Here is an 18,738-nt window from a genome sequence, read left to right on the forward strand (position 1 = left end):
GGGGCCGCGTCGTTTCTAGGGAACGGGCAGTGTTGTGACGGTGCGGGTTTCGAGCAGCAGGTCGTAGTAACGGCCGCCGGGGTAGTAGGTCGGGGTCGCGGTGTCGGCCACCATGTCCGACGACCAGCCGGTGGCCAGCGTGCGGATGACCCGCCCGTTGCGGGGACGCGGCACGGCGAGCTCGGACAGTTCGCCGATCAGGTCGGTCGACTCGCCTTCGGCGTCGATGTGGATTCCGGTCACCAGGCGCGAGCCGACAAACTCCTGCCGCGTTGTCTCCTGGAGGACGGACACGCCTTGCCCGAAGTTGTTGGATACCGACGGTTGCGACGCGATGACCCGGATCGGTAGCTCGGCGGCGGCGAGAGATGCTGCGGCGGTGGCGAAGTTGACGCCGAAGAACGAGTTGACGGGGTCGAACAGCATGAGGCCGGCCAGGCGTCGGTAGGCGACGGGGTCGGCGCGGCGGAGTGCGTCGGCCGCCACGACGACGAACTCGCCGCCGGCCGAGTGTCCGGAGAAGATCATCCGATACGGCATCGTCACGTCGGGGCGGTGGGCGGAATCGCGTGCTTTGCGAAGGCTTGTCGCGAGCGGACTGCCGGTGTCCCGGCCGGAACCGAAGACCCCGCCGATGGTCCTTGCGAACGCGGCGTTGTCGGCGATGTTGTAGGCGACGGCACACCCGCCGAGGTTGACGGAGTCCAGCGTCGGGCTCACGACGAGGAACCCGGCTTTCGCATACGCGCGGGCCAATGCGTCGAGGTTGGCCGCCGTGCGGGAGAAGCCGTGCTGCAACCACACGATCGCCGAGGGTTCACCGGGCGGGAAGTACCACCGGACCGCGACCCGGACGGGCTTGCCCGCACATTCGGTGGCGATGTCGGACGACGACACGGCCGCCGGCGCTGCTGTCACTGCCGACGGTGTCACACCGACGAACACCACAATCGCGGCAACAACCGCGATGCACCAGCGGAACAATCCTTCCGACATCCGGCAAGTCTAGGACCGGCCGGACGCCACGGTGCGCGGTTTCAGGGAGCGCGACCCCCTTGCTCCTTGAGGTGCGAGAAGCACAAGCGACCCCCCACCCCTCCCCAATCCGAAGAACCGCATAACCCATGCTCCCTGAGGTGCGAGGAGCGCAAGCCGCCGGGCCGAGCAAGCGACGAAGGAGCGCGTCGAGGTCGACGAGCCACGAAGGGCCTGGTGAGGCACCTTGCGAGCCCCTTCGTGGCTCGCTTCGCTCGCACCTCAGGGAGCATGAATGTCGGACGCCCGCGTCCGCTCCCTGCCTCGAAGGGTCACAGCTTGCGCTTGACCAACTTCCCGGTCGGCGTGCGCGGCAACGTGTCCCGGAAGATGACCTCGCGCGGCAGCTTGAACTTCGCGATCCGCGGTCGGAGGTGATCCAACAATGCATCGGCGAGCTCGTCGCCGGCGTCCTGCCCCGAGACCGGTTGCACGACCGCCGTCACCCGCTCGCCGAGATCGGGGTCGGGTACGCCGATGACCGCGGCGTCGAGCACCGACGGGTGGGCGAGGAGTGCATCCTCGATCTCCCGCGGGTAGATGTTCACCCCGCCGGAGATGATCAGGAACGAGTCGCGGTCGGTGAGGAACAGGTGGCCATCGTCGTCGACGTAACCGAAATCGCCGGTGGTCGTCCATGTCGGATGCTCGGGATGCTGTGCGCCACTGGTCTTCTCGGGGTCATTGTGGTACTCGAACGGCAGCCGGTCGCGCTCGAAGTAGATCGTGCCGATCGTTCCCGGCGGCACCTCGGTGCTCTCGGGATCGCAGACCCGGATCGTGCCGAGGACGGCGCGCCCCACCGTGCCCGGGTACTCCAGCCACTCCGGGGTGTCGACGATGGTGAGACCGTTGAGCTCGGTGGACGAGTAGTACTCGGACAGGATCGGACCCCACCAGTTGATCATGGCCCGTTTGACGTCGACGGGACACGGCGCGGCGGCGTGCACCGCGACCTTCAGGCTCGACGTGTCGTACCGGGCCCGCACCTCCTCGGGAAGTCGGAGCATGCGCACGAACATCGTCGGCACCCACTGGCTGTAGGTGACGCGGTGTTCCTCGATGAGGGCCAGCACCCGTTCCGCGTCGAACCGCTCCATCACCACCACCGTGCCGCCAAGCGCCTGCACCGAGGCGCAGGTGCGAAGCGGCGCAGCGTGATACAGCGGTGCCGGCGACAGGTAGACGGTGTCGGGACCGACGCCCCACACGGACTGGTTCATCGCGATCATGGTGTCGCCGGGCTCGTCGACCTGCCGGTTCGGCAGTTCGGGTTTGATGCCCTTCGGTCGTCCGGTGGTGCCGGACGAGTAGAGCATGTCCGCGCCTCGCGGCTGGTCGGCGAGCGGTTCGGTCGACTGCGTCGCCGCGGCGGCGTCGAGGCCCTCGTGACCCTCGATCCGGCCGGAGTAGGCGAAGCGAGTCTCGACGCCGGGGGTGAGCGGGACCAGCTCGGCGCCGAGGTCGGCGAGAGCGGCGTCGACGATGAGGGCCTTCGCGCCGCAGTCGGTGACGATGTAGGCGCTCTCGGCGGCGGTGAGGTGCCAGTTCACCATGGTCAGGTAGAGGCCCGACCGCATTGCCGCCCAATAGATGTCGAAGATCCGCGCGGTGTTGGTGGCGAGCACCGCGAGGTGGTCGCCTGGCCGTAGGCCGCGGTCGGCCAGGGCCCGGGCGACCTGGACCGACCGGGTCTCCAACTGGGTGAACGTCACCGTCTCACTCCCGTCGGCCATGATGACCGCGGGATCGTGCGGGCGGGTGGAGAGATGAGCTCCGGGGTACATCAACACTCCTCGTGCATGAGTGGGGCGAGTCGTTCTAGTACAGGTAGTCCTCGCCGCTGGCGCGCACGGTGACATCGGAAAGGCTGATGCCCCAGGGCTGGTCGATGACGTGGACGACGGCGTCGGCGAGATCCTCGGGCTTGATCAGCCAGTACTTGATGGAGTCGACGTCGGTGAGTTCGGCGGGCAGGTCGTCGTTCAGGAGGGCCGTGACGTGCTCGCCGTAAGAGGCGGCGCGCTGGCCGACGAGGCCCATGATCGCGGTGTCGTTGACGATCCAGCTGGCGAGGTTGGTGCCGGTGATGCCGGTCGGCTTGACGGTGGTGACCTTGATCTTGCCCTTGGCCTCGATGCGCAACGAGTCCGAGATGGTGGTGACCGCGGCCTTGGTCGCGCTGTACACGCCCGAACCCTCGATGCCGGCATTGCCGTAGATCGACGAGATGTTGACGACCTGGCCGCGACCCTGCGCGATCATCTGGTCGTAGACCGCGGAGATGCCGTTGACGACGCCCTTGATGTTGATGTCGATGGCGGCGTGCCACTTCTGCCAGGCGCGGGCGTGGTCGGCGAAGTAGGCGAGTGGCATGACGCCGGCGTTGTTGACGAGGACGTCGATGGCGCCGAAGTGCTCCTCGGTGGCGTTCGCCGCCGCGGCGACCTGCTCCATGTCGGTGACGTCGGCGACCTGGGCGAGCGCCGAACCACCGGCCGCGCGGATGCCCTCGACGACGGCGTTGACGTTGTCGGCGTTGACGTCGACTCCGACGACGTGCGCGCCGGCGGCCGCGGTCTTCTCCGCGATCAGCTTGCCGAAGCCGCTACCGGCGCCGGTGATGACGATGACCTTGTCCTTCAGGTACTCGGACATGGGGGTACTCCGTTTCTGTTCTGGGTGAGACGAATTGAGTGAGTTCAGACGATGTCGACGGCGTCGAGGATGCCCGCGACGCGCTGCCGGTCGCCGCTGACGGTGACCGCCGACCGCCAGGCGCTGCGGGTGGTGCCCCAGCGCAGGAAGTCGGTGGCCGAGGAGGTGGCGACGTCGGCCGGCAGGTCGGCGGTCTCGCGCACGGTGACGATCGTGCCCGCGGTGTCGCGGTCGATGACGAACGAGCGGTCCGTCGCGCCGGTGAGCCGCAGGCCGATCGGTCGCTCGAGTGTGGGATACAGTGCCGCACCGTTCATCTGGGTCAGCCCGGCGATCATCCAGTCGATGGCGGGATCGATCGCCGCGCTCACCGACACCTCGGCGGCGTCCAGCGGTCCGAACGGTTGCATCAGGTCGCTGGTGAGATGCACGAGGTGGTCGAAGGCGACGGCGTCGCTGAGCTGGCGCAGCCGGTAGGTGCCCAGGTCGAGCATGTCCAGCGGCTGGTCCCGCAGGTCCTCGCCCTGTAACGCGGCCAGGGTGGCGAGGCCGGCCTCGGACTGCGCGCGGTAATACTCGACAGCCTGTTCCGACGACCAGTCGGCCCGTTCGTGCACCGCGGCGTCGTTGAGTCGCTCGGACTTTCCGCTCGGATTGTCGGGGAAGACCAGGTCGGGGTCGGCGATGAAGTTGAAGAAGAAGCCCATGTGGGTGACGACGTCGTGGACGCGCCAGCCGTGGCAGGCGCTGTCGGCCGCCCAGTGGGCGGGCGTGAGCCGGTCGAGCAGGGCGAGGGTGTCGTTCACCAGTGCCTTGGCAGCAGTGACTCCGGCATCGGACATGGCCGATCGCCTCCTTGGAATATGTTGTGTACGAGTGTGAATGGACGAGACGGGTGTCAGGCGGGCAGGAAGATCGACTTGAGGTTCTGGTAGGCGGCCAGGCCCTCGGGGCCGAGCTCGCGGCCGATGCCGCTGGCCTTGACGCCACCGAAGGGCGAACCCCAGTCGAGGTTGAAGTAGTTGACGCCGAACGAGCCGGTCTCGACGCGACGGGCGACGTCGACGCCGCGATCGGGATCGGAGGTCCACACCGTTCCGCCGAGCCCGTACGACGAATCGTTGGCGAGAGCGATGGCGTCGTCGACGTCGTCGTAGCGCAGCACGGTCAGGACCGGGCCGAAGACCTCTTCGCGGGCGATGGTGGCCGAGTTGTCGATGCCGGCGAAAACGGTTGGTTCGACGAAGAACCCGCGGTCGACCCGCGACGGCGTCCCGCCACCGGTGGTGACCGTGCCACCCTCGGTGCGGCCGCGTTCGATCAGCGACAGCACCCGATCCCGGTGCCGGCCGCTGGCGAGCGGACCGACCGCGACGTTCTCGTCCATCGGGTCGCCGACCGGCAGCGACGCGCACATCGCGCTGATCGCATCGAGGTACTCGTCATAACGGCTGCCCGGCACCAGGATTCGGGTGGACATGTAGCAGGTCTGGCCGGTGTTGAGCAGCGAGGCGGTGGCGAGTCCGCCGACGGTCTGCTCGAGATCGGCGTCGTCGAGCACCAGCGCTGCGGACTTGCCGCCGAGTTCGAGGGTCACCGGACGGATGAGTTCGCCACAGACGCGGCCGATCTCGCGGCCGGCCGGGGTCGAGCCGGTGAACGCGACCTTGTCGACGTGCGGGTGCGACACCAGGTGACGGCCGATCTCGCTGCCGCCGTTGACGATGTTGAGGACACCGGCGGGCAGGTCGGCGGCGATGGCCGCCTCGGCGAGGACGTAGGCGTCGAGGCTCGTCTCGGGCGACGGCTTGAGGACCACGGTGCAGCCGGTGGCCAGCGCGGGCGCGATCTTGAACATCGAGAGGATCGCGGGGAAGTTCCACGGTGCGATGGCTCCGACGACGCCGATGGCCTCGCGGCGCACGATCGTCGAGCCGGGCAACGGCTGGCTGGTACGCGTCTCCTCCACCGGGGTGGACTCGACGAGGTCGGCGTAATAGCGCAGCAGTTGGACCGGGGCGGCGCCCTCGGCGAACCGCGCCAGCGCGATCGGCATGCCGTTCTCGGACGTCACCGCCGACGCGCGATCCTCGGCGCGCTTGTCGAGCTCGTCGGCGAACCGGCGCAGGTGTGCGGCACGGTCGGCAGGGGACTCCTCGCGCCAGCCCGACGACCGGAACGCGGTGCGGGCGGCCTCGACGGCCGCGTCGACGTCGGCGGTGGTGGCTTCGGGTACCGAGCCGAACTGCTCCTCGGTGAGCGGGGAGATGACCGGGATCGTCGCCGAACCGGCCGGCGCGCGCCAGCCGCCGTCGATGAAGAAACTCTTGCGGATGGTGTCGATGGTGGTCATGGGTACTCCTCGCTGAGTGTGTCGGCCGTCGAACGGTCGGCGGCGTGTGTCCATGATCACTCCCACCCAGGTCGGATTTCTTGACATCTCATGACGACTTCTTGACAGTTGATGCCATGGCCGACCTGATCTGCGCATCCTCGCTCAGTCAGTTACCCGAGCTGATTGCCGAACACGATGGAGATGCCCGCGCGATCCTCGGCCGCGTCGGCATCGACCCGGCCGTCGTCGGCGCGTACGACCGGTTCGTCCCGTTCACCGCTCTGTCGACGGTCATCGGTTTGTGCGCGGCCGAGTTCGACGTCCCCGACTTCGGGCTGCGCCTCGCCGCCCGGCAGGACCCCGACATCCTCGGCCCGGTCGCGATCGCGGCCCGCAACGCCGAGACCGTCGGCGACTCGTTTCGACAGGTCTCGGCCTTCGCGCACGTGTACAGCCCGGCCATCACCGCCCAGATGCACTACGGCGAGCGGGAGGTCGCCTACGAGTTCGATACCGTGCTGCAGCGTGTGCCGTACCGGCCGCACGTCGTCGAACTCGCGATGGGCGTCACCCGGTCGACGTTCGCGATGACGCTGGGCCACGGCTTCCGCGCGAACCGGATCACCTTGGCGCACCCGCCGATGTCCGAGCCGCGCGTCTACACCTACTATTTCGGTTGCCCGGTCGAGTTCGAGGCGCCGGCCAACCTGGTGGTCTTTCCCCGCGGGGTGATGCAACAGACGTTGCGGCGGGTCGACCCCCTGGCATACGACGTGGCCATCCGGTTCATGACCGGACACGATCGCGAGAGGGCCTTCGGCGAGGCGGTCTCGGCGCTGATCGTGCGCGCCCTGCCGGCGAGGGCGGCCACGCTGGAGGCGGTGTCGAAGCTGCTGATGATGCACCCGCGTGCGGTGCAGCGGGGTCTGGCCGACGAGGGCGCGACGTTCGAGCAACTCGTCGACGACGCGCGCCGCGACCTCGCCGTCTCACTGCTGTCGAATCGGGGTGTCCCGCTGGCGGCGGTGGCGCGGCAGATCGGATACTCCGAGCAGAGCACGCTGACCCGCAGTTGCCGACGCTGGTTCGGCGTGCCGCCGCTGGCGAAGCGCCGCGAGCTGACTGCCCCGGGCCAGGACTCGTCCCGAGATCTCTAGGAGTCTCCGACGGTCGGGGTGTCGTCGCTGTCCGGGGTGTCGTCACCATCAGAGAAGTCGTCGTCAGCCGAAGCGTCGTCGAAAATGTCATCGGGGTCTTCTATGCGGACGTCGTAGTCGTCGCCGAGGCGGCGGGCCACCTCGCCGATCAGCCGTCGGGCGGCGTCGTCCATCACGCGGACATGGGTCAGATCGAGGACGACGGCGTCGGTGCCGAACCCCTCGCACGCACGGTTGGCGAGGATTTCCGCACCCGCGAAGCGCACGTCGCCCTGCAGCTCGACGACTGTAGTGCCGTCGTGTTCGGTCACCGATCGCAGCGCGGGCCGACCGGTGGGGGCCACGTGCATCATGTGCAGTTCCATGTCGCGCGACAGCCGTTCGAAAACGGCGACGCCGCGTACGCTGTTGCCCTGTCTGTCGAGCTGCGGCGACCACACCGCGAGCCCTACCTGGCCGGGCAATACGCCCAGGATCGCGCCGCTGACACCGCTTTTCGCGGGGATTCCGACCGTCGCCATCCAGCTGCCGCTGCCGTCGTACATGCCGCACGTGGCCATGACCGACAGGACGTGCCGGGTGATCCAGCCTTCCAGGAGGCGCTCGTCGTCGCCGGTCGACAGTCCGCCGTTGGCGAGTACCGACCCCATGACGGCGAGGTCGCGGCAGGAGACCCGGATCGAACACTGGGCTGCGTACCCGTCGACGACCTCGTCGGGTTCGCAGTCGAGCTTGCCCGCCGAGCGCAGCAGGTAGGCCAGCGCGGTGTTGTGGTCGTCGGAGGCGAGTTCGGCGCGGTGGACCTCCTTGTCGACCGAGACCTCGCGACCGGCGAGAGTGCTGACGAGGTCGATGACGCGGTCGACGCGTTCGTTGGGATCCGCGCCGTTGATCATCCCGTGCACGGCGACGGCGCCCGCGTTGATCAGCGCGTTGCGCGGCCGGCCGGTCTCGGCCTCGAGCGAGATCTCGTTGAAGGCGTCGCCGGACGGTTCGGTGTCGACGCGTTCGAGTACGGCGTCGAGCCCGCGGTCGCGCAGGGCGAGCGCGTAGGCCGGTACCTTGCCGATGGACTGGATGGAGAACTCGTGATCGGCGTCGCCGGCGGTGTACACGGTGCCGTCGATGGTGGCCAACGCGATACCGAACGACGACGGATCCGCCTGCTCGAGTTCACGATTGCCGGTCGCGACCTCACCGCCGTCGTCGTCGCGGCATTCGTGGAGTACGCGTTCGAGGTAGTCGTCGATGGGGGAGCGCATATCCCACGGTAGCCACCTGGGCTCAGTTCTGGCGGTACGGCATGTACTGCACCGACCAGTGGTTGCCGTCCGGATCGTCGAAGTACACGAAGTGGCCCCACGCCTGTTCGTCGATCTCGCCGGGGTCGACGCCGGCCGCGAGCAGCTGCTCGCGGGCCTCGTTGATGTCGGTGACGACGACCTGCAGACCCTTCACCGATCCCGGTTCCGCGTCGCTCAGTCCCTTGCCGAAGGCGATGGAGCACGCCGACCCGGGCGGGGTCATCTGGACGAACCGGATCTCGTCGGAGACGACGTGATCGTGGTCGACGTTGAAGCCGATCTTGGAGTAGAAGTCTCGCGCCCGGTCGACGTCGCTGACCGGCAGGATGACGAGTTCGAGTGTCCAGTTCACGGTTCCTCCTGGGGTTGTGGTGTGACACCAGCTTCTCAGGGCATGCGGACAGTTACGGTCCTTATTCGGAGACGTTCGCCCGCATCCGAAAGAACCTCAGAACCGCTGCTGTGTGGGGTGCAAGCGATGCCCTCCCTCTGCTCCCTAATCCGAAAGAACGCCCTGCCCCCTGCTCCCTGAGCTGAGGAGCGCCCGGAGCTGGCGGAGGGCCGTCACGAAGGGTCGCCCCGTCGGCGGATGCGGTGCCGGTCGGGGCGTGTCAGCGCGCGGATCTCCTCGAGGACCTCCTCCCAGTCGTACAGCACGTCGTCGTAGGTGAGGCGCATCGTCATCCAGCGGTCGAGCATGGTCATCCGGTCCCGCCGACGGTCGTTGCGGAATGCGGCTCGGTCGGAGTGGTACGACTCGCCGTCGCACTCGATGAGCAACGAACCCGTGCGGAGATCAGCGTGTTCGCGGTCGCCGATCGACGGTTGCACCTCGACGTCGAATCCCGCGGCGATGAGCCGGAGCCGGACGAGCGACTCGGTGCCGGATTGCGAACGGGCATCACATCGGTCGAACATCGCCGAGACCGCACGGGTTACACGACCCATCTCGGCCTGGAGGTCCGGGATGGTCAAGTCGGTGGCGTTGAGGACCGAGTCGACCACCGCTATCCACTCCTCGGCCGGAAGGCACCGTGCGGCGCAGCCGACCGCCACGGCGATCGGGTCGACGGCCGTCGTCACGGGGAGCGGGCGGCCGAAGCCCTGGCACCACCGGAACGGGCCGCTGGGCTTCGTGGCGGACTTCGCGTGTTTGCTGAGACGAACGTGGGTCTCGTTGTGGCCCGGCGGTATCCAAAGATCCGGCAGGCCGCGCCGCTGATGGAACCGCAGCGCGCTGATGCAGGACAGCGCACCTCCGGCCGTCACCGCGGACACGACGTGGGGGTCCGCCGCGGACGTCCGCACCCAGCCGTATCGGAGCGACGTCAGGGTCTCGGCCTTGCGCGCCTGCGCAATGGCATCGGGCGCCCAGCCCATCGCGGTCAGTTCTCTCAGCGAGTACACGCCACAATCCGAAGTCACACCTGCTTTGACGCACGGAACCGGTCGGTGGTTTCGTCAGATCGGGCCGGGTGTGGAAAGTGTTGTCCCCGTGAGAGTCGTGGGAGGGCAATATGCCCTTCGAGGTCGCTCATGGGGACGAGACTTTGACTCACCCCGCCGAGAACCGGACCGTGGTGCGGATCTGGGTGGCTCCGGGGTGGTCACAGGCGGTAGTCGTGCCGGCTTTGGGCGTGGCCAGGCGCGACGGGCCGGTTCCTAGGCTTCGTCGGGCCGGGTGTGGAAAGTGTCGTCCCCGTGAGTGTCGTGGGAGGGCAATGTGCCCTTCGAGGTCGCTCATGGGGACGAGACTTCGGCTCACCCCGCCGAGAACCGGATGGCGGCGCGCACCTGGGCCGCGATCGCCCGCCCGGCGCCGAGCGGCCACCGGTGCATGACGTAGTCGGCGGCCGCATCGACAGAGAGTTGGCGGGTGGAGTTTCCCGCGCGCACCCAGAACTCGGGCGGGGCGTTCTTCCCGGCCCGCAGGTAGACCGGTCGCGGGGACGGTGAGCACGTCACCCGGCAGACCGGGACGTCCCCCGATCCGTCGGGCCGCGCGACCGATTCGACGGTGATGCCGACGGCCGCCGCTGTGTTCTGGCCGAGGGTCGTGGTCAGCAGATCGCGCAGCCACAGTTCGAAACGGTCGGCGTCGGGCACCTTCAGCGTCGCGAAGTCGGGTTCGAGACCGAGCGGGGTGCCGTCGTCGGCGACACCGATGAGCAGGGTGCCGCCGTCGGAATTGAGAAACGCCGACACCGTCTTGACGATCACCTGTTCCATCCGCGGGTCTTTCTCGCCGCTGCGCAGGTTGACCCGGGCGGTCGACTTGAACTCGAGCCGATCGGATTCGCCGTCGGAGAGCAGCTGCGCGACAGGGGAATTGGATTGCCGTTGCAGCCGCGCGGCGAGCAGGCCGTACGCGCCGACCGCCACGACCGAACTGATCAGTCCCAACACGACCGTCGTCACGCTCCACACCCGGAGGTGTTTGTCGACGAGGCCGGCGATGTAGAGGCCGAGCGCGGTGCCGAGGATCGACAGCACCATCGCCGTCGTCGCGTCGAGGCGGGCGCGTCGGCGCAGCAACCACCTGGCGACGACGCCGAACACCCACGCGACCACCAGCACCAGTACCAGCGCGGTCGCCGTCGCCCAGACCGGTACCGCGAACTCGATTCCGCCGATCGTTCCCACACAGCTTTATAGCCCGGAGCCTCGCTCAGCGCGGCTCCGGGCTACGGAAACGTCGAACTCAGACGGCGTCGCCGCCGTCGATGCTGCCGAAGTCGCCGACCTCGACGTTGCCCTCGTCGTCGACGGCGGTGTCGAAGGTGCCGTCGCCGTCGGTGTCGGCGACGGCGATGTCGGTGTGGCCGTCGGCGTCGGTGTCGGCTTCGATGATGTCGATCTCGCCGTCGGCGTTGGTGTCGTAGGCGATGGAGTCGGCCTGGCCGTCGCCGTCGGTGTCGAGGATGGCGTCGGTGGTGCCGTCACCGTCGACGTCGGTGAGTGCGGCGTCGACGGCTCCGTCGCCGTCGGTGTCGACGAGAACGGCGTCGGCGGGGATCTCGGTGCTCATGGTGGGTCCTTCCGGGGTTCGGCGCGGTGGTGCCGGGGAGTTGTGAAGTGCTTCTGGTTACTTGGAGGTGAGTCTGCCCCGGTTTGTTCCCCACGGCCTCGAAGTCGCGTCGGGATCATTCGCGGGGAGTACCCCCCCCCGTCAGCGCAGATCGGCCAGCAACTCCGACAGGAGGGACCGCGCGCGGGAGATGCGACTGCGCACGGTCTGCAGGCCGATGCCCTGGGCCTCGGCGATCTCGGAGTAGCTGAGCTCGCCGTAGACGCGCAGCACGAAGGTCGCCCGATATGCGTCGGGAACCTGCGCCAACGCTTCGGCGATCCGGTCGGACACCACGACCTGCGCCGCGACGTCCAGATGGCTCATCGGGTCGTGGTCGGCGATGTCGTCGGCGTCGGTGCGTTTGCGGATCCGGGCGAGCGCGGCATTGGACCCGATGCGGTACAGCCAGGTCGACAGTTGCGCGTCGCCACGGAAGTTGCCGATGGCCCGCCACGCGGCGACGAGCGCGTCCTGCATGGCGTCCTCGGCGTCGTGCTGATTGCCGGTGATGCGTAAACAGATGGCCCACAACCGGTCTCGATGTTGTTCGACGAGCGTGGTGAAGGCCGCCTGATCGCCGGAGCGGGCGCGTTCGAGGAGGTCCGCGCCAGAGGTGGATTCGTCGATCAACGACTGCACCCGCTCATCGTAGGGCCGTGTCCCGACCATGGCAGCACATCGCGACTTTCGGTGCCGCGCAGCTCAGAAGTCGTCATCGAACGTACCGTCTTCCACTGGATCGACGACCGGATCCCCGTCGTCGCCGAAGACGTCGTCGATGGTGTCCCCGAAGTCGCCACCGAGCGGATCGTCACCCGCGAGGTCGGATTCCGCGGACACCTCGCCGTCGAACTCCTCGTCCGCCGGATCCGGCCCGGGTGCGGCGGTCAGGTCGGTGTCGAGTTCATACGACGGGTCGAACGCGGTTCCGACGGCGGTCTCCCACGCGCCCTCGGGCACGCTCAGCTCGCCGGGCGGGTCGGTGTCGCGCAGCCAGTCGTCGAAGCCGCTCTCCCCGGAGCCGCTGTCATCGTCAAAGTCGTCGGTCATGGTCGTTCGCCTCCGCAGGTGTCTCTGTCATCCGGTCGACTGCCGGGCGCCGAGGAGTGATGGACAATTCTCGGCACGTACCTAGGAGTGTCGCCGAGCCCGGAATGTTCCCGCCGGATCGGAAGAAGTCTCGGGAGGTCAGATCTCGTGGAGCAGCGCATGACCGTGCGTGGTCGCGTGGAGCAGTTGCTCGACGAGGTGGGCCCGCTGGCGCCGGTCCCGGCGACGATCCCCGCCCTGCGGACCCGACTCGCCGAACCGCTGACCGTCGCGCTCGTCGGACGCGTCAGCTCCGGCAAGTCGACGCTGCTCAACGCCCTCGTCGGGGACCGTGTCGCCCCGACCGACCGCGCCGAGTGCACCCGCGTCGCCGCGCTCTACGTCGAGGGAAACCCGCAGCGGGTCGAGGTCATCGGACTCGACGGCACGGTCACCGAACTCCCCGGACCCATGCGCGGCGACCTCGGCCGGCCACCGGAGGAGATCGACCATGCGATCGTCCACACCCCGTCCCGGTTGTTGCGCGAGCGCTTCCGGGTCATCGACACCCCCGGCCTCTCGGGTTTCACCGACACCGCCGAGATCGCGACCCGGCGGGTGTTCGGCGGGCAGAGCAGGCTGGCCCGGCCGGACGTCGTCCTCTTCCTGCTCGACGACGCCGCGGGTCCGAAGGCCGACGAAGTCGCCTTCCTCGCCGACGCCGGTGCGTCGGCGCAGAACACGATTCTGGTGATCTCCCAGGCCGACCTCATCGCCGCCGACAACCCGATGCACAAGGCGCAGGAGATCGCTCGCCGGGTCTGGCGACGCTTCCCGGCGATCGCGGGCGCCGTGGTCGCGGTGTCCGGGCTGATGGCCGAGGCGGGCGTCTGCGGGGTCACCGAACGTGAGACCGCCCAGATCTCGCGCCGCGGACAGCTCGAGTCCTGGGAGCTGTTGACCATCCTCGACGGCGGGATGCCCGCGCCGCCGGGGATCGACGTCGACGAACTGGGCCGGCTCGAGCAACTCGTGGGCACCTATGCGATGGACGCCGGGGGTGAGATCGCGCGGCAGGGTGCACGGGCGTACAGCGAATGGCTGCACCGGGTTTCGGGTATCGACGAGTTGCGGCTGGCCATCGGCCGGCGATTCCTGGCCGTCGGCGACATCCTCAAGGCACGCACGGTGCTGGCCGCGCTGCGCGAGTCGGCCTACCGCAGTCCGCGACGCGACGTCTTCCTGGAGGCGATCGACGAGGCCGAGACGTCCCCGGCGCTGCACCGGCTCCGCGAGATCGCCGCGCTCGAGGCCCTCGCCCGGTGGCAACCCGACAGTGAACTCGTCGGCGAGCTCAACGTCGTCGTCGCGAGTCGCGATGTGCGCGTGCTGTTGTCGTTGCCGCCGAATGCCGCACCACCGGCGATCGCGGACGCCGCGCGGCAGCGGGCCACCGACTGCCGGTCGCGGCGGGCCTTCGCGGCGACGTCTGCCGAACGGGAGGCGTTGCTGGTGCTCGAGCAGACCTACCAACTCGTCCGGCGCGGACTGTGGGTCAACTGAGGTGACGGTGAAGGAGAGCAGACAGTGACTTCCAGCGAACCCGCCGCCATGTCCGGGGCTGGGGCCAAGGGACTCGAGAAGGCCCCGGCCAAGAGTGCGACGCCGACGCCGGAGGCGGTCCTGCGGTCGGCGATCGACGCATTGCGCAAGCACGGCGAGGACGCCATCGCCGACCGCGCGGCCCGCGTCCGCGACCGACCGGCACCGCAGGGGACCGTGGTCGTCATCGGCGAGGTCAGCCGGGGCAAGAGCTCGCTGGTCAACACGCTTCTCGGGGTCGGCGACCTCGCGCCCGTCGACGCCGAGATCACCACCTCGGTGTACGTCCGGTTCACCCCTGCCTCCGACGACCTGCCCGCCGGCACCGCGCTCGTCGAGTTCCCCGGTGCCGCCCACCGCATCCCGGCGACCGAACTGTCCGACTGGGTGACCGTCGGCGGACGTCACGCGGCCGGGGTGCCGGCGGAACGTCTCGCGCCCGGCACGCCCGTCGATTCCGTTCTCGTGCCGCCGGTCTCGGCGCGTGTGGGGGTCGACGCCACGGTGCTGCCCGGCGTCACCGTCGTCGACACACCGGGCGTCGGGTCGCTGGTCCCCGAACACGTCGAGGCCGCGGTCAGCGCGGCGCGCGGCGCTTCGGTGCTGCTCATGGTGTGCGACGCGACCGCACCACTCAGCGCACCCGAACTCGACTTCCTGCGCAGTGTCAGCGAAGAGGTCGCCTCGGTGGTGCTGGTGGTCACCAAGACCGACCTCGTGATGCGGCAGTGGCGGACGATCGTGGCCGAGAACCGAAAGCTGATCGGCGCCAACGCACCTCGCTTCGCGCACATCCCGATCGTCGGTGTGTCCAACCGCATCGCCGCCCAGGCCGCGGCGATCGGCGACCCCGACCGTCGCGAACGGGCCCTCGCGGCGTCGGGCGTTCCCGAACTCGTCGACGCCCTGACACCGCTGGTCCGCGACGGGGCCGCGTCGCCGGTGCGCAACGCGCTGCAGCTGACGTTCGCCGGGCTCGACGACGTCCGCACGCGCCTGGTCCTGGAGATGAAGGCCGCTACCGCGACTCCCGCCGAACGAGCCGACATCGAAGCCGAACGCGACCGGCTCCAGCGCCTCAAGGATCGTCGTCGGGAATGGCGGGCGCGACTCACGCAGGACATCACCGCGGCGTCGCTGCGGACCGACGACCTCATGCGCGACCGCTTCGACACACTGCTGGGCCAGTGGTCCACGCGTATCGACAAGTTGCGCTTCTACGAACCGCACCGGGCGGGCCAGGAGCTGATCGCGCAGATGACTGTCGACCTCGAGGCCGCTGCGCGCGAGGTGAGTGCCTCGTTCGTGGCCGGGATCGAGCGGATCGCCGACGCACTGTTCGCCGATGCCGCCATCTCCGACGAGCTGGTCGGGCAGATCGCCGGCGGCGCGGGCGAGCTCAAGCTCCGTGAGCAGGAGAAGATCTCGCCGTGGAAGAACATGGTCGACCCGATCCTGCTCTCCATCGTCGCCGCCGGCGGCCCGCTGGCGATCATCCCGGTGGTCAACGTGGTGGCGGTACCGGTGTGGGCGGGCGTCGTCGTCGGGTTCCGGGCGTCGAAGGTCGGCAAGGAGAATCACCGCAAGTGGTTGACGAAGGCGGTCGCCGACATGAAGGCCGACGTCCGGTCGCAGCTGCAGTCGATCAAGGCGCAGGCCAGCGGTGACCTGCAGATTGCCTACGACGAACTGCTCGAGCGGCTCCTCGCGGAGTCGACGAAGATCCTGAACGACGCCGCGGCCGATGCCAAGAAGTCGGCGGCCGAGCGGGAGAAGATCGCGCAGGATCTCCGGAGCCAGATCATCGCGGTCGACAACGTGCGCAAGTCGATCGCCCGGGTACTTCGAGCGCCCGCCGGATGAAACCCGCTGTCATGTGTAACGATCTGCACCTGAGGAGGTGGGCACGTGGCGCAGGAGAGCAGGCGGCGACTGTGTATCGACTTCGGCACCAGCAACACCGCGGCCGCGTACCGGGTCGGGTTCGGCGAGCCGGTCATCGTGCCGCTCGGCCCGGGTGGACCCGCGATGCCGTCGGCGGTGTTCGCGGCTGACGCGACCGTCGTGGTGGGTCACGACGCGGTGCAGCGGCGATTGCAGGCACCCGACGCCTTCGAGGACACCCCGAAGTCGCGTATCGACGACGGCGAGATCGAACTCGGCGACCGGTTCTGGCCGGTCGAGGATCTGATCGCCGCAGTGCTGCGGCACGTGCACCAGACCGCGTTGCGCCACAGCGGACTGCCGATGTTCGACTCGATCGTGCTGACCCATCCGGACCGCTGGAGCGAGCGACGCAAGAACGTCCTCCGGCGCGCGGCGCAGCGGGCCGGCAGCCCCGCCGACGCACTGCGTGTCGCCTCCGAATCACTCGCTGCCGCTTGGTACTACGTGTACCGCGGACACGACGTCAGTGGTGGCGAACGGATGTGCGTCTTCGACTTCGGCGCCGGCACGTGCGACGTGGCGGTCCTCGTCCGCGACGGCGCCGAGGGGTTCACCGTCACCGGGTCGGGCGGCGACAACCACCTCGGCGGCCGGGACCTCGACGCCCGGATGATTCGTTGGGTGCACGACGAGGCCGCCGAACTCGACCCCGACCTCCCGAGCCGGCTCCGATCCCCGGCCGCCGCGATCGCCTTGGCCGATCGGGTGCGGACGGCGAAGGAAGCGCTGTCCGACACCGCGCAGGCCGTCATCGAACTGCCCGGCACCCGGCACACGCTGCTGCTGACGCGACGCGAGTTCGAGGCGATGATCGGACCGTTCGTGGAGCGGGCCGTCGAGCTGACCCGGGACGCGATCGCCCGGGCCGACGCCGCGGGCACCGGTCCGGGCGGGCCGGTCATCGTCTACGTCACGGGCGGGACCAGCAGCATCCCGATGTTGCAGTCCGCGCTGTCGTCGGTCGGTCGCGTCGCCCGGATCGGCGACCCGAAGGTCGTCGTCGCGCATGGTGGGCTCCTCCGCTCGACCAACGTCGTCCCGGGGGCCGAGGCCAACAGCTTCGACGCCGGGCGCGAGACCGATCCGCGGCGGACCGTGGGCCCGGCGGTCGACACGTCGGGTCGTCGTATCGCGTTCCCCGCGTTGCCGGGCGGCTCGGTGATCGCCGCCGTCTCGGTGCGCAACGGCCAGCCCGTACGCGCGGGGGAACCGCTGGCGACCGTCGATTCCCCGGCCGGGCGGGTGACGATCGACGCACCGGTCGCGGGCACGGTGCACGGCCTCGACCTGCGGTCGGGCGCCGCCGTCCAACCGGGTGCGGTGTTCGCGGCCGTCGGACCGGTGGACCTGCGGCCGGACCAGTGGCCGCGGCTGCATCGGATGCCCGCCGGCACATCAGCGGTGGCGGCGCGGCCCGTGATGCAACCCGTCGTCCAGCAACCCCTCGCCCCGCAGCCCGTAGCTCCACCTGACCACATCTCGCAACCCGGCTCGGCGCAACCGATTCCGGAACCGGGGAAGGTGAATGCGTTCGGGCTGGCGGGACTCATCGTGGGAATTCTCGGGTTTCCGCTGTGCCTGGGTACGATCGTCGGCCTGGTACTCACGGTCGTGGGCATCACGCGTGCTGGTGGCCGTCGCGATGCCCTCACCACGACGGCGCTCGTCATCAACATCCTGGGCGCCGTGGCCTGGGTGGCGTTCGTCATCTGGGCGGTCGTCAGCGGCTGACCCACACGCCGACGCGCAGGTCGTCGGTCAGGGATGGCTGTCGATGTCGAACTGGCGCCACGCGGCGTCCCACTCTCGTGACCGGTGCCGATCGGCGACGAGGCGCACGAGCACGGTCGAGCCCCACCAGACGAGCACGACGAGCATCACCACCCCGGCGCCGGCGATCAGGCCCTCCATCACGGCGTCCGTCGTGGTCACGGGTGGGCCCACCACCGCGCCGGTGTCGTCGAGCCAGACGGTCCGGACCCGGCCGACGGCGTCGAGCGGCTCGGCGCCGACGGTCGCCGTGAGTCGGTGACCGTTCGGGTCCTGCCACGCCACGGTGGTGTTCTGGCTGTCGTTCGGCACGTCGGCGCTCGGAACACCTACGCCCGGGACGCCGGCACTCGGTGCACCGATGCGTGGTTCCCCGACGCCCTCGACGGACGTGCGAATGATGGTGGCGCTGACCGAATGCCGGGGTTCCTGGTGCTCGATCGTTGCCTTGTGCGCCGCATATGTGTTGCCCCCGACGGTCAGGGCGACCATGAGCCCGGCGAGTGCTGCGATCCACAACATCACGAGTGTCGTGGTTTCCAGGCGGTCGGCGCGGCGGACCAGGCCATTCGACGATGCGTGCATCACGCGCCAGCAGTGGAGTTCGCGGGCGAGGAATCGCAGCATGTCCCCCTCCTGATGCCGGTCGCCCCTTACATGGTCGTTGCCGGTGGCCCGCCGGGACAGGGCCTTTGGTCCCGAAACGGGCGCAGCAACGGCGTGTTCAGTCATTCGACTCACAAACGATCCGTGCTCGGCGTATCCTCGCACTGCGCCGATGGCCGTCATCGTGTGGGGGGGGGTGCCGGGGCGTAGGGGGTCGACTCGAGG

The 18,738-nt window shown here is 69.0% G+C and carries 17 protein-coding genes; 4 read left to right on the forward strand and 13 right to left on the reverse strand.

Going from position 1 to position 18,738, the window contains the following annotated elements; translation table 11 throughout:
• Positions 1-15: 15 nt before the first annotated feature.
• The 5 genes from QAD21_RS05265 to QAD21_RS05285 form a co-directional block, all read right to left on the reverse strand.
• Positions 16-996: an alpha/beta hydrolase gene (locus QAD21_RS05265; protein ID WP_277242508.1), complete on the reverse strand. Its 981-nt coding sequence runs from the start codon at positions 994-996 to the stop codon at positions 16-18.
• Positions 997-1,307: 311 nt separating this feature from the next.
• Complete coding sequence (locus tag QAD21_RS05270; RefSeq protein WP_280360637.1) at positions 1,308-2,822, reverse strand: acyl-CoA synthetase; 1,515 nt, start codon at positions 2,820-2,822, stop codon at positions 1,308-1,310.
• 34 nt (positions 2,823-2,856) lie between these two features.
• A complete protein-coding gene (locus QAD21_RS05275; protein ID WP_247451589.1) occupies positions 2,857-3,693 on the reverse strand; it encodes an SDR family oxidoreductase in 837 nt (278 codons plus the stop codon).
• A gap of 44 nt (positions 3,694-3,737) precedes the next feature.
• Positions 3,738-4,535: a maleylpyruvate isomerase N-terminal domain-containing protein gene (locus QAD21_RS05280; RefSeq protein WP_280360640.1), complete on the reverse strand. Its 798-nt coding sequence runs from the start codon at positions 4,533-4,535 to the stop codon at positions 3,738-3,740.
• A 56-nt stretch (positions 4,536-4,591) separates the two neighbouring features.
• The gene (locus QAD21_RS05285; RefSeq protein ID WP_280360642.1) at positions 4,592-6,046 is read right to left on the reverse strand and encodes an aldehyde dehydrogenase; all 1,455 of its coding nucleotides are present in this window, start codon (positions 6,044-6,046) and stop codon (positions 4,592-4,594) included.
• A 116-nt stretch (positions 6,047-6,162) separates the two neighbouring features.
• Here QAD21_RS05285 and QAD21_RS05290 point away from each other — a divergent pair, with 116 nt between their 5' ends.
• Positions 6,163-7,185: an AraC family transcriptional regulator gene (locus tag QAD21_RS05290; RefSeq protein ID WP_280360644.1), complete on the forward strand. Its 1,023-nt coding sequence runs from the start codon at positions 6,163-6,165 to the stop codon at positions 7,183-7,185.
• Here the strand turns inward: QAD21_RS05290 and glsA are convergent.
• From glsA to QAD21_RS05325, 7 genes are all read right to left on the reverse strand, one after another.
• The gene (glsA, locus tag QAD21_RS05295) at positions 7,182-8,447 is read right to left on the reverse strand and encodes a glutaminase A (protein WP_226512635.1); all 1,266 of its coding nucleotides are present in this window, start codon (positions 8,445-8,447) and stop codon (positions 7,182-7,184) included. The genes QAD21_RS05290 and glsA overlap by 4 nt on opposite strands.
• A gap of 22 nt (positions 8,448-8,469) precedes the next feature.
• Positions 8,470-8,841, reverse strand: a complete 372-nt coding sequence (locus tag QAD21_RS05300) for a glyoxalase superfamily protein (protein WP_058253291.1) — start codon at positions 8,839-8,841, stop codon at positions 8,470-8,472.
• A 212-nt stretch (positions 8,842-9,053) separates the two neighbouring features.
• The gene (locus tag QAD21_RS05305; RefSeq protein ID WP_058253898.1) at positions 9,054-9,914 is read right to left on the reverse strand and encodes a hypothetical protein; all 861 of its coding nucleotides are present in this window, start codon (positions 9,912-9,914) and stop codon (positions 9,054-9,056) included.
• 336 nt (positions 9,915-10,250) lie between these two features.
• Positions 10,251-11,132, reverse strand: a complete 882-nt coding sequence (locus tag QAD21_RS05310) for an ATP-binding protein (RefSeq protein ID WP_280360648.1) — start codon at positions 11,130-11,132, stop codon at positions 10,251-10,253.
• A 58-nt stretch (positions 11,133-11,190) separates the two neighbouring features.
• The gene (locus tag QAD21_RS05315; RefSeq protein WP_280360650.1) at positions 11,191-11,517 is read right to left on the reverse strand and encodes a hypothetical protein; all 327 of its coding nucleotides are present in this window, start codon (positions 11,515-11,517) and stop codon (positions 11,191-11,193) included.
• 141 nt (positions 11,518-11,658) lie between these two features.
• Positions 11,659-12,198: a sigma-70 family RNA polymerase sigma factor gene (locus tag QAD21_RS05320; RefSeq protein WP_159370226.1), complete on the reverse strand. Its 540-nt coding sequence runs from the start codon at positions 12,196-12,198 to the stop codon at positions 11,659-11,661.
• A gap of 63 nt (positions 12,199-12,261) precedes the next feature.
• Complete coding sequence (locus tag QAD21_RS05325) at positions 12,262-12,609, reverse strand: hypothetical protein (protein WP_280360652.1); 348 nt, start codon at positions 12,607-12,609, stop codon at positions 12,262-12,264.
• A 159-nt stretch (positions 12,610-12,768) separates the two neighbouring features.
• Between QAD21_RS05325 and QAD21_RS05330 the strand changes: the two genes are divergently transcribed.
• From QAD21_RS05330 to QAD21_RS05340, 3 genes are read left to right on the forward strand one after another with little or no spacing between them, the layout of a single operon-like run.
• A complete protein-coding gene (locus tag QAD21_RS05330) occupies positions 12,769-14,151 on the forward strand; it encodes a GTPase (protein ID WP_280360654.1) in 1,383 nt (460 codons plus the stop codon).
• A 48-nt stretch (positions 14,152-14,199) separates the two neighbouring features.
• Positions 14,200-16,053, forward strand: coding sequence for a dynamin family protein (locus QAD21_RS05335; RefSeq protein WP_280361598.1), 1,854 nt, complete (start codon positions 14,200-14,202; stop codon positions 16,051-16,053).
• Positions 16,054-16,098: 45 nt separating this feature from the next.
• Positions 16,099-17,868, forward strand: coding sequence for an Hsp70 family protein (locus QAD21_RS05340; protein WP_280360656.1), 1,770 nt, complete (start codon positions 16,099-16,101; stop codon positions 17,866-17,868).
• Between the two features lie 27 nt (positions 17,869-17,895).
• Here the strand turns inward: QAD21_RS05340 and QAD21_RS05345 are convergent, their stop codons facing one another.
• On the reverse strand, positions 17,896-18,534 hold the full coding sequence (locus tag QAD21_RS05345) for a hypothetical protein (RefSeq protein ID WP_280360658.1): 639 nt from the start codon (positions 18,532-18,534) through the stop codon (positions 17,896-17,898).
• Between the last annotated feature and the right edge of the window lie 204 nt (positions 18,535-18,738).

Source organism: Gordonia sp. SMJS1, assembly GCF_029866425.1.
In the GTDB taxonomy this organism is placed as follows: domain Bacteria; phylum Actinomycetota; class Actinomycetes; order Mycobacteriales; family Mycobacteriaceae; genus Gordonia; species Gordonia hongkongensis.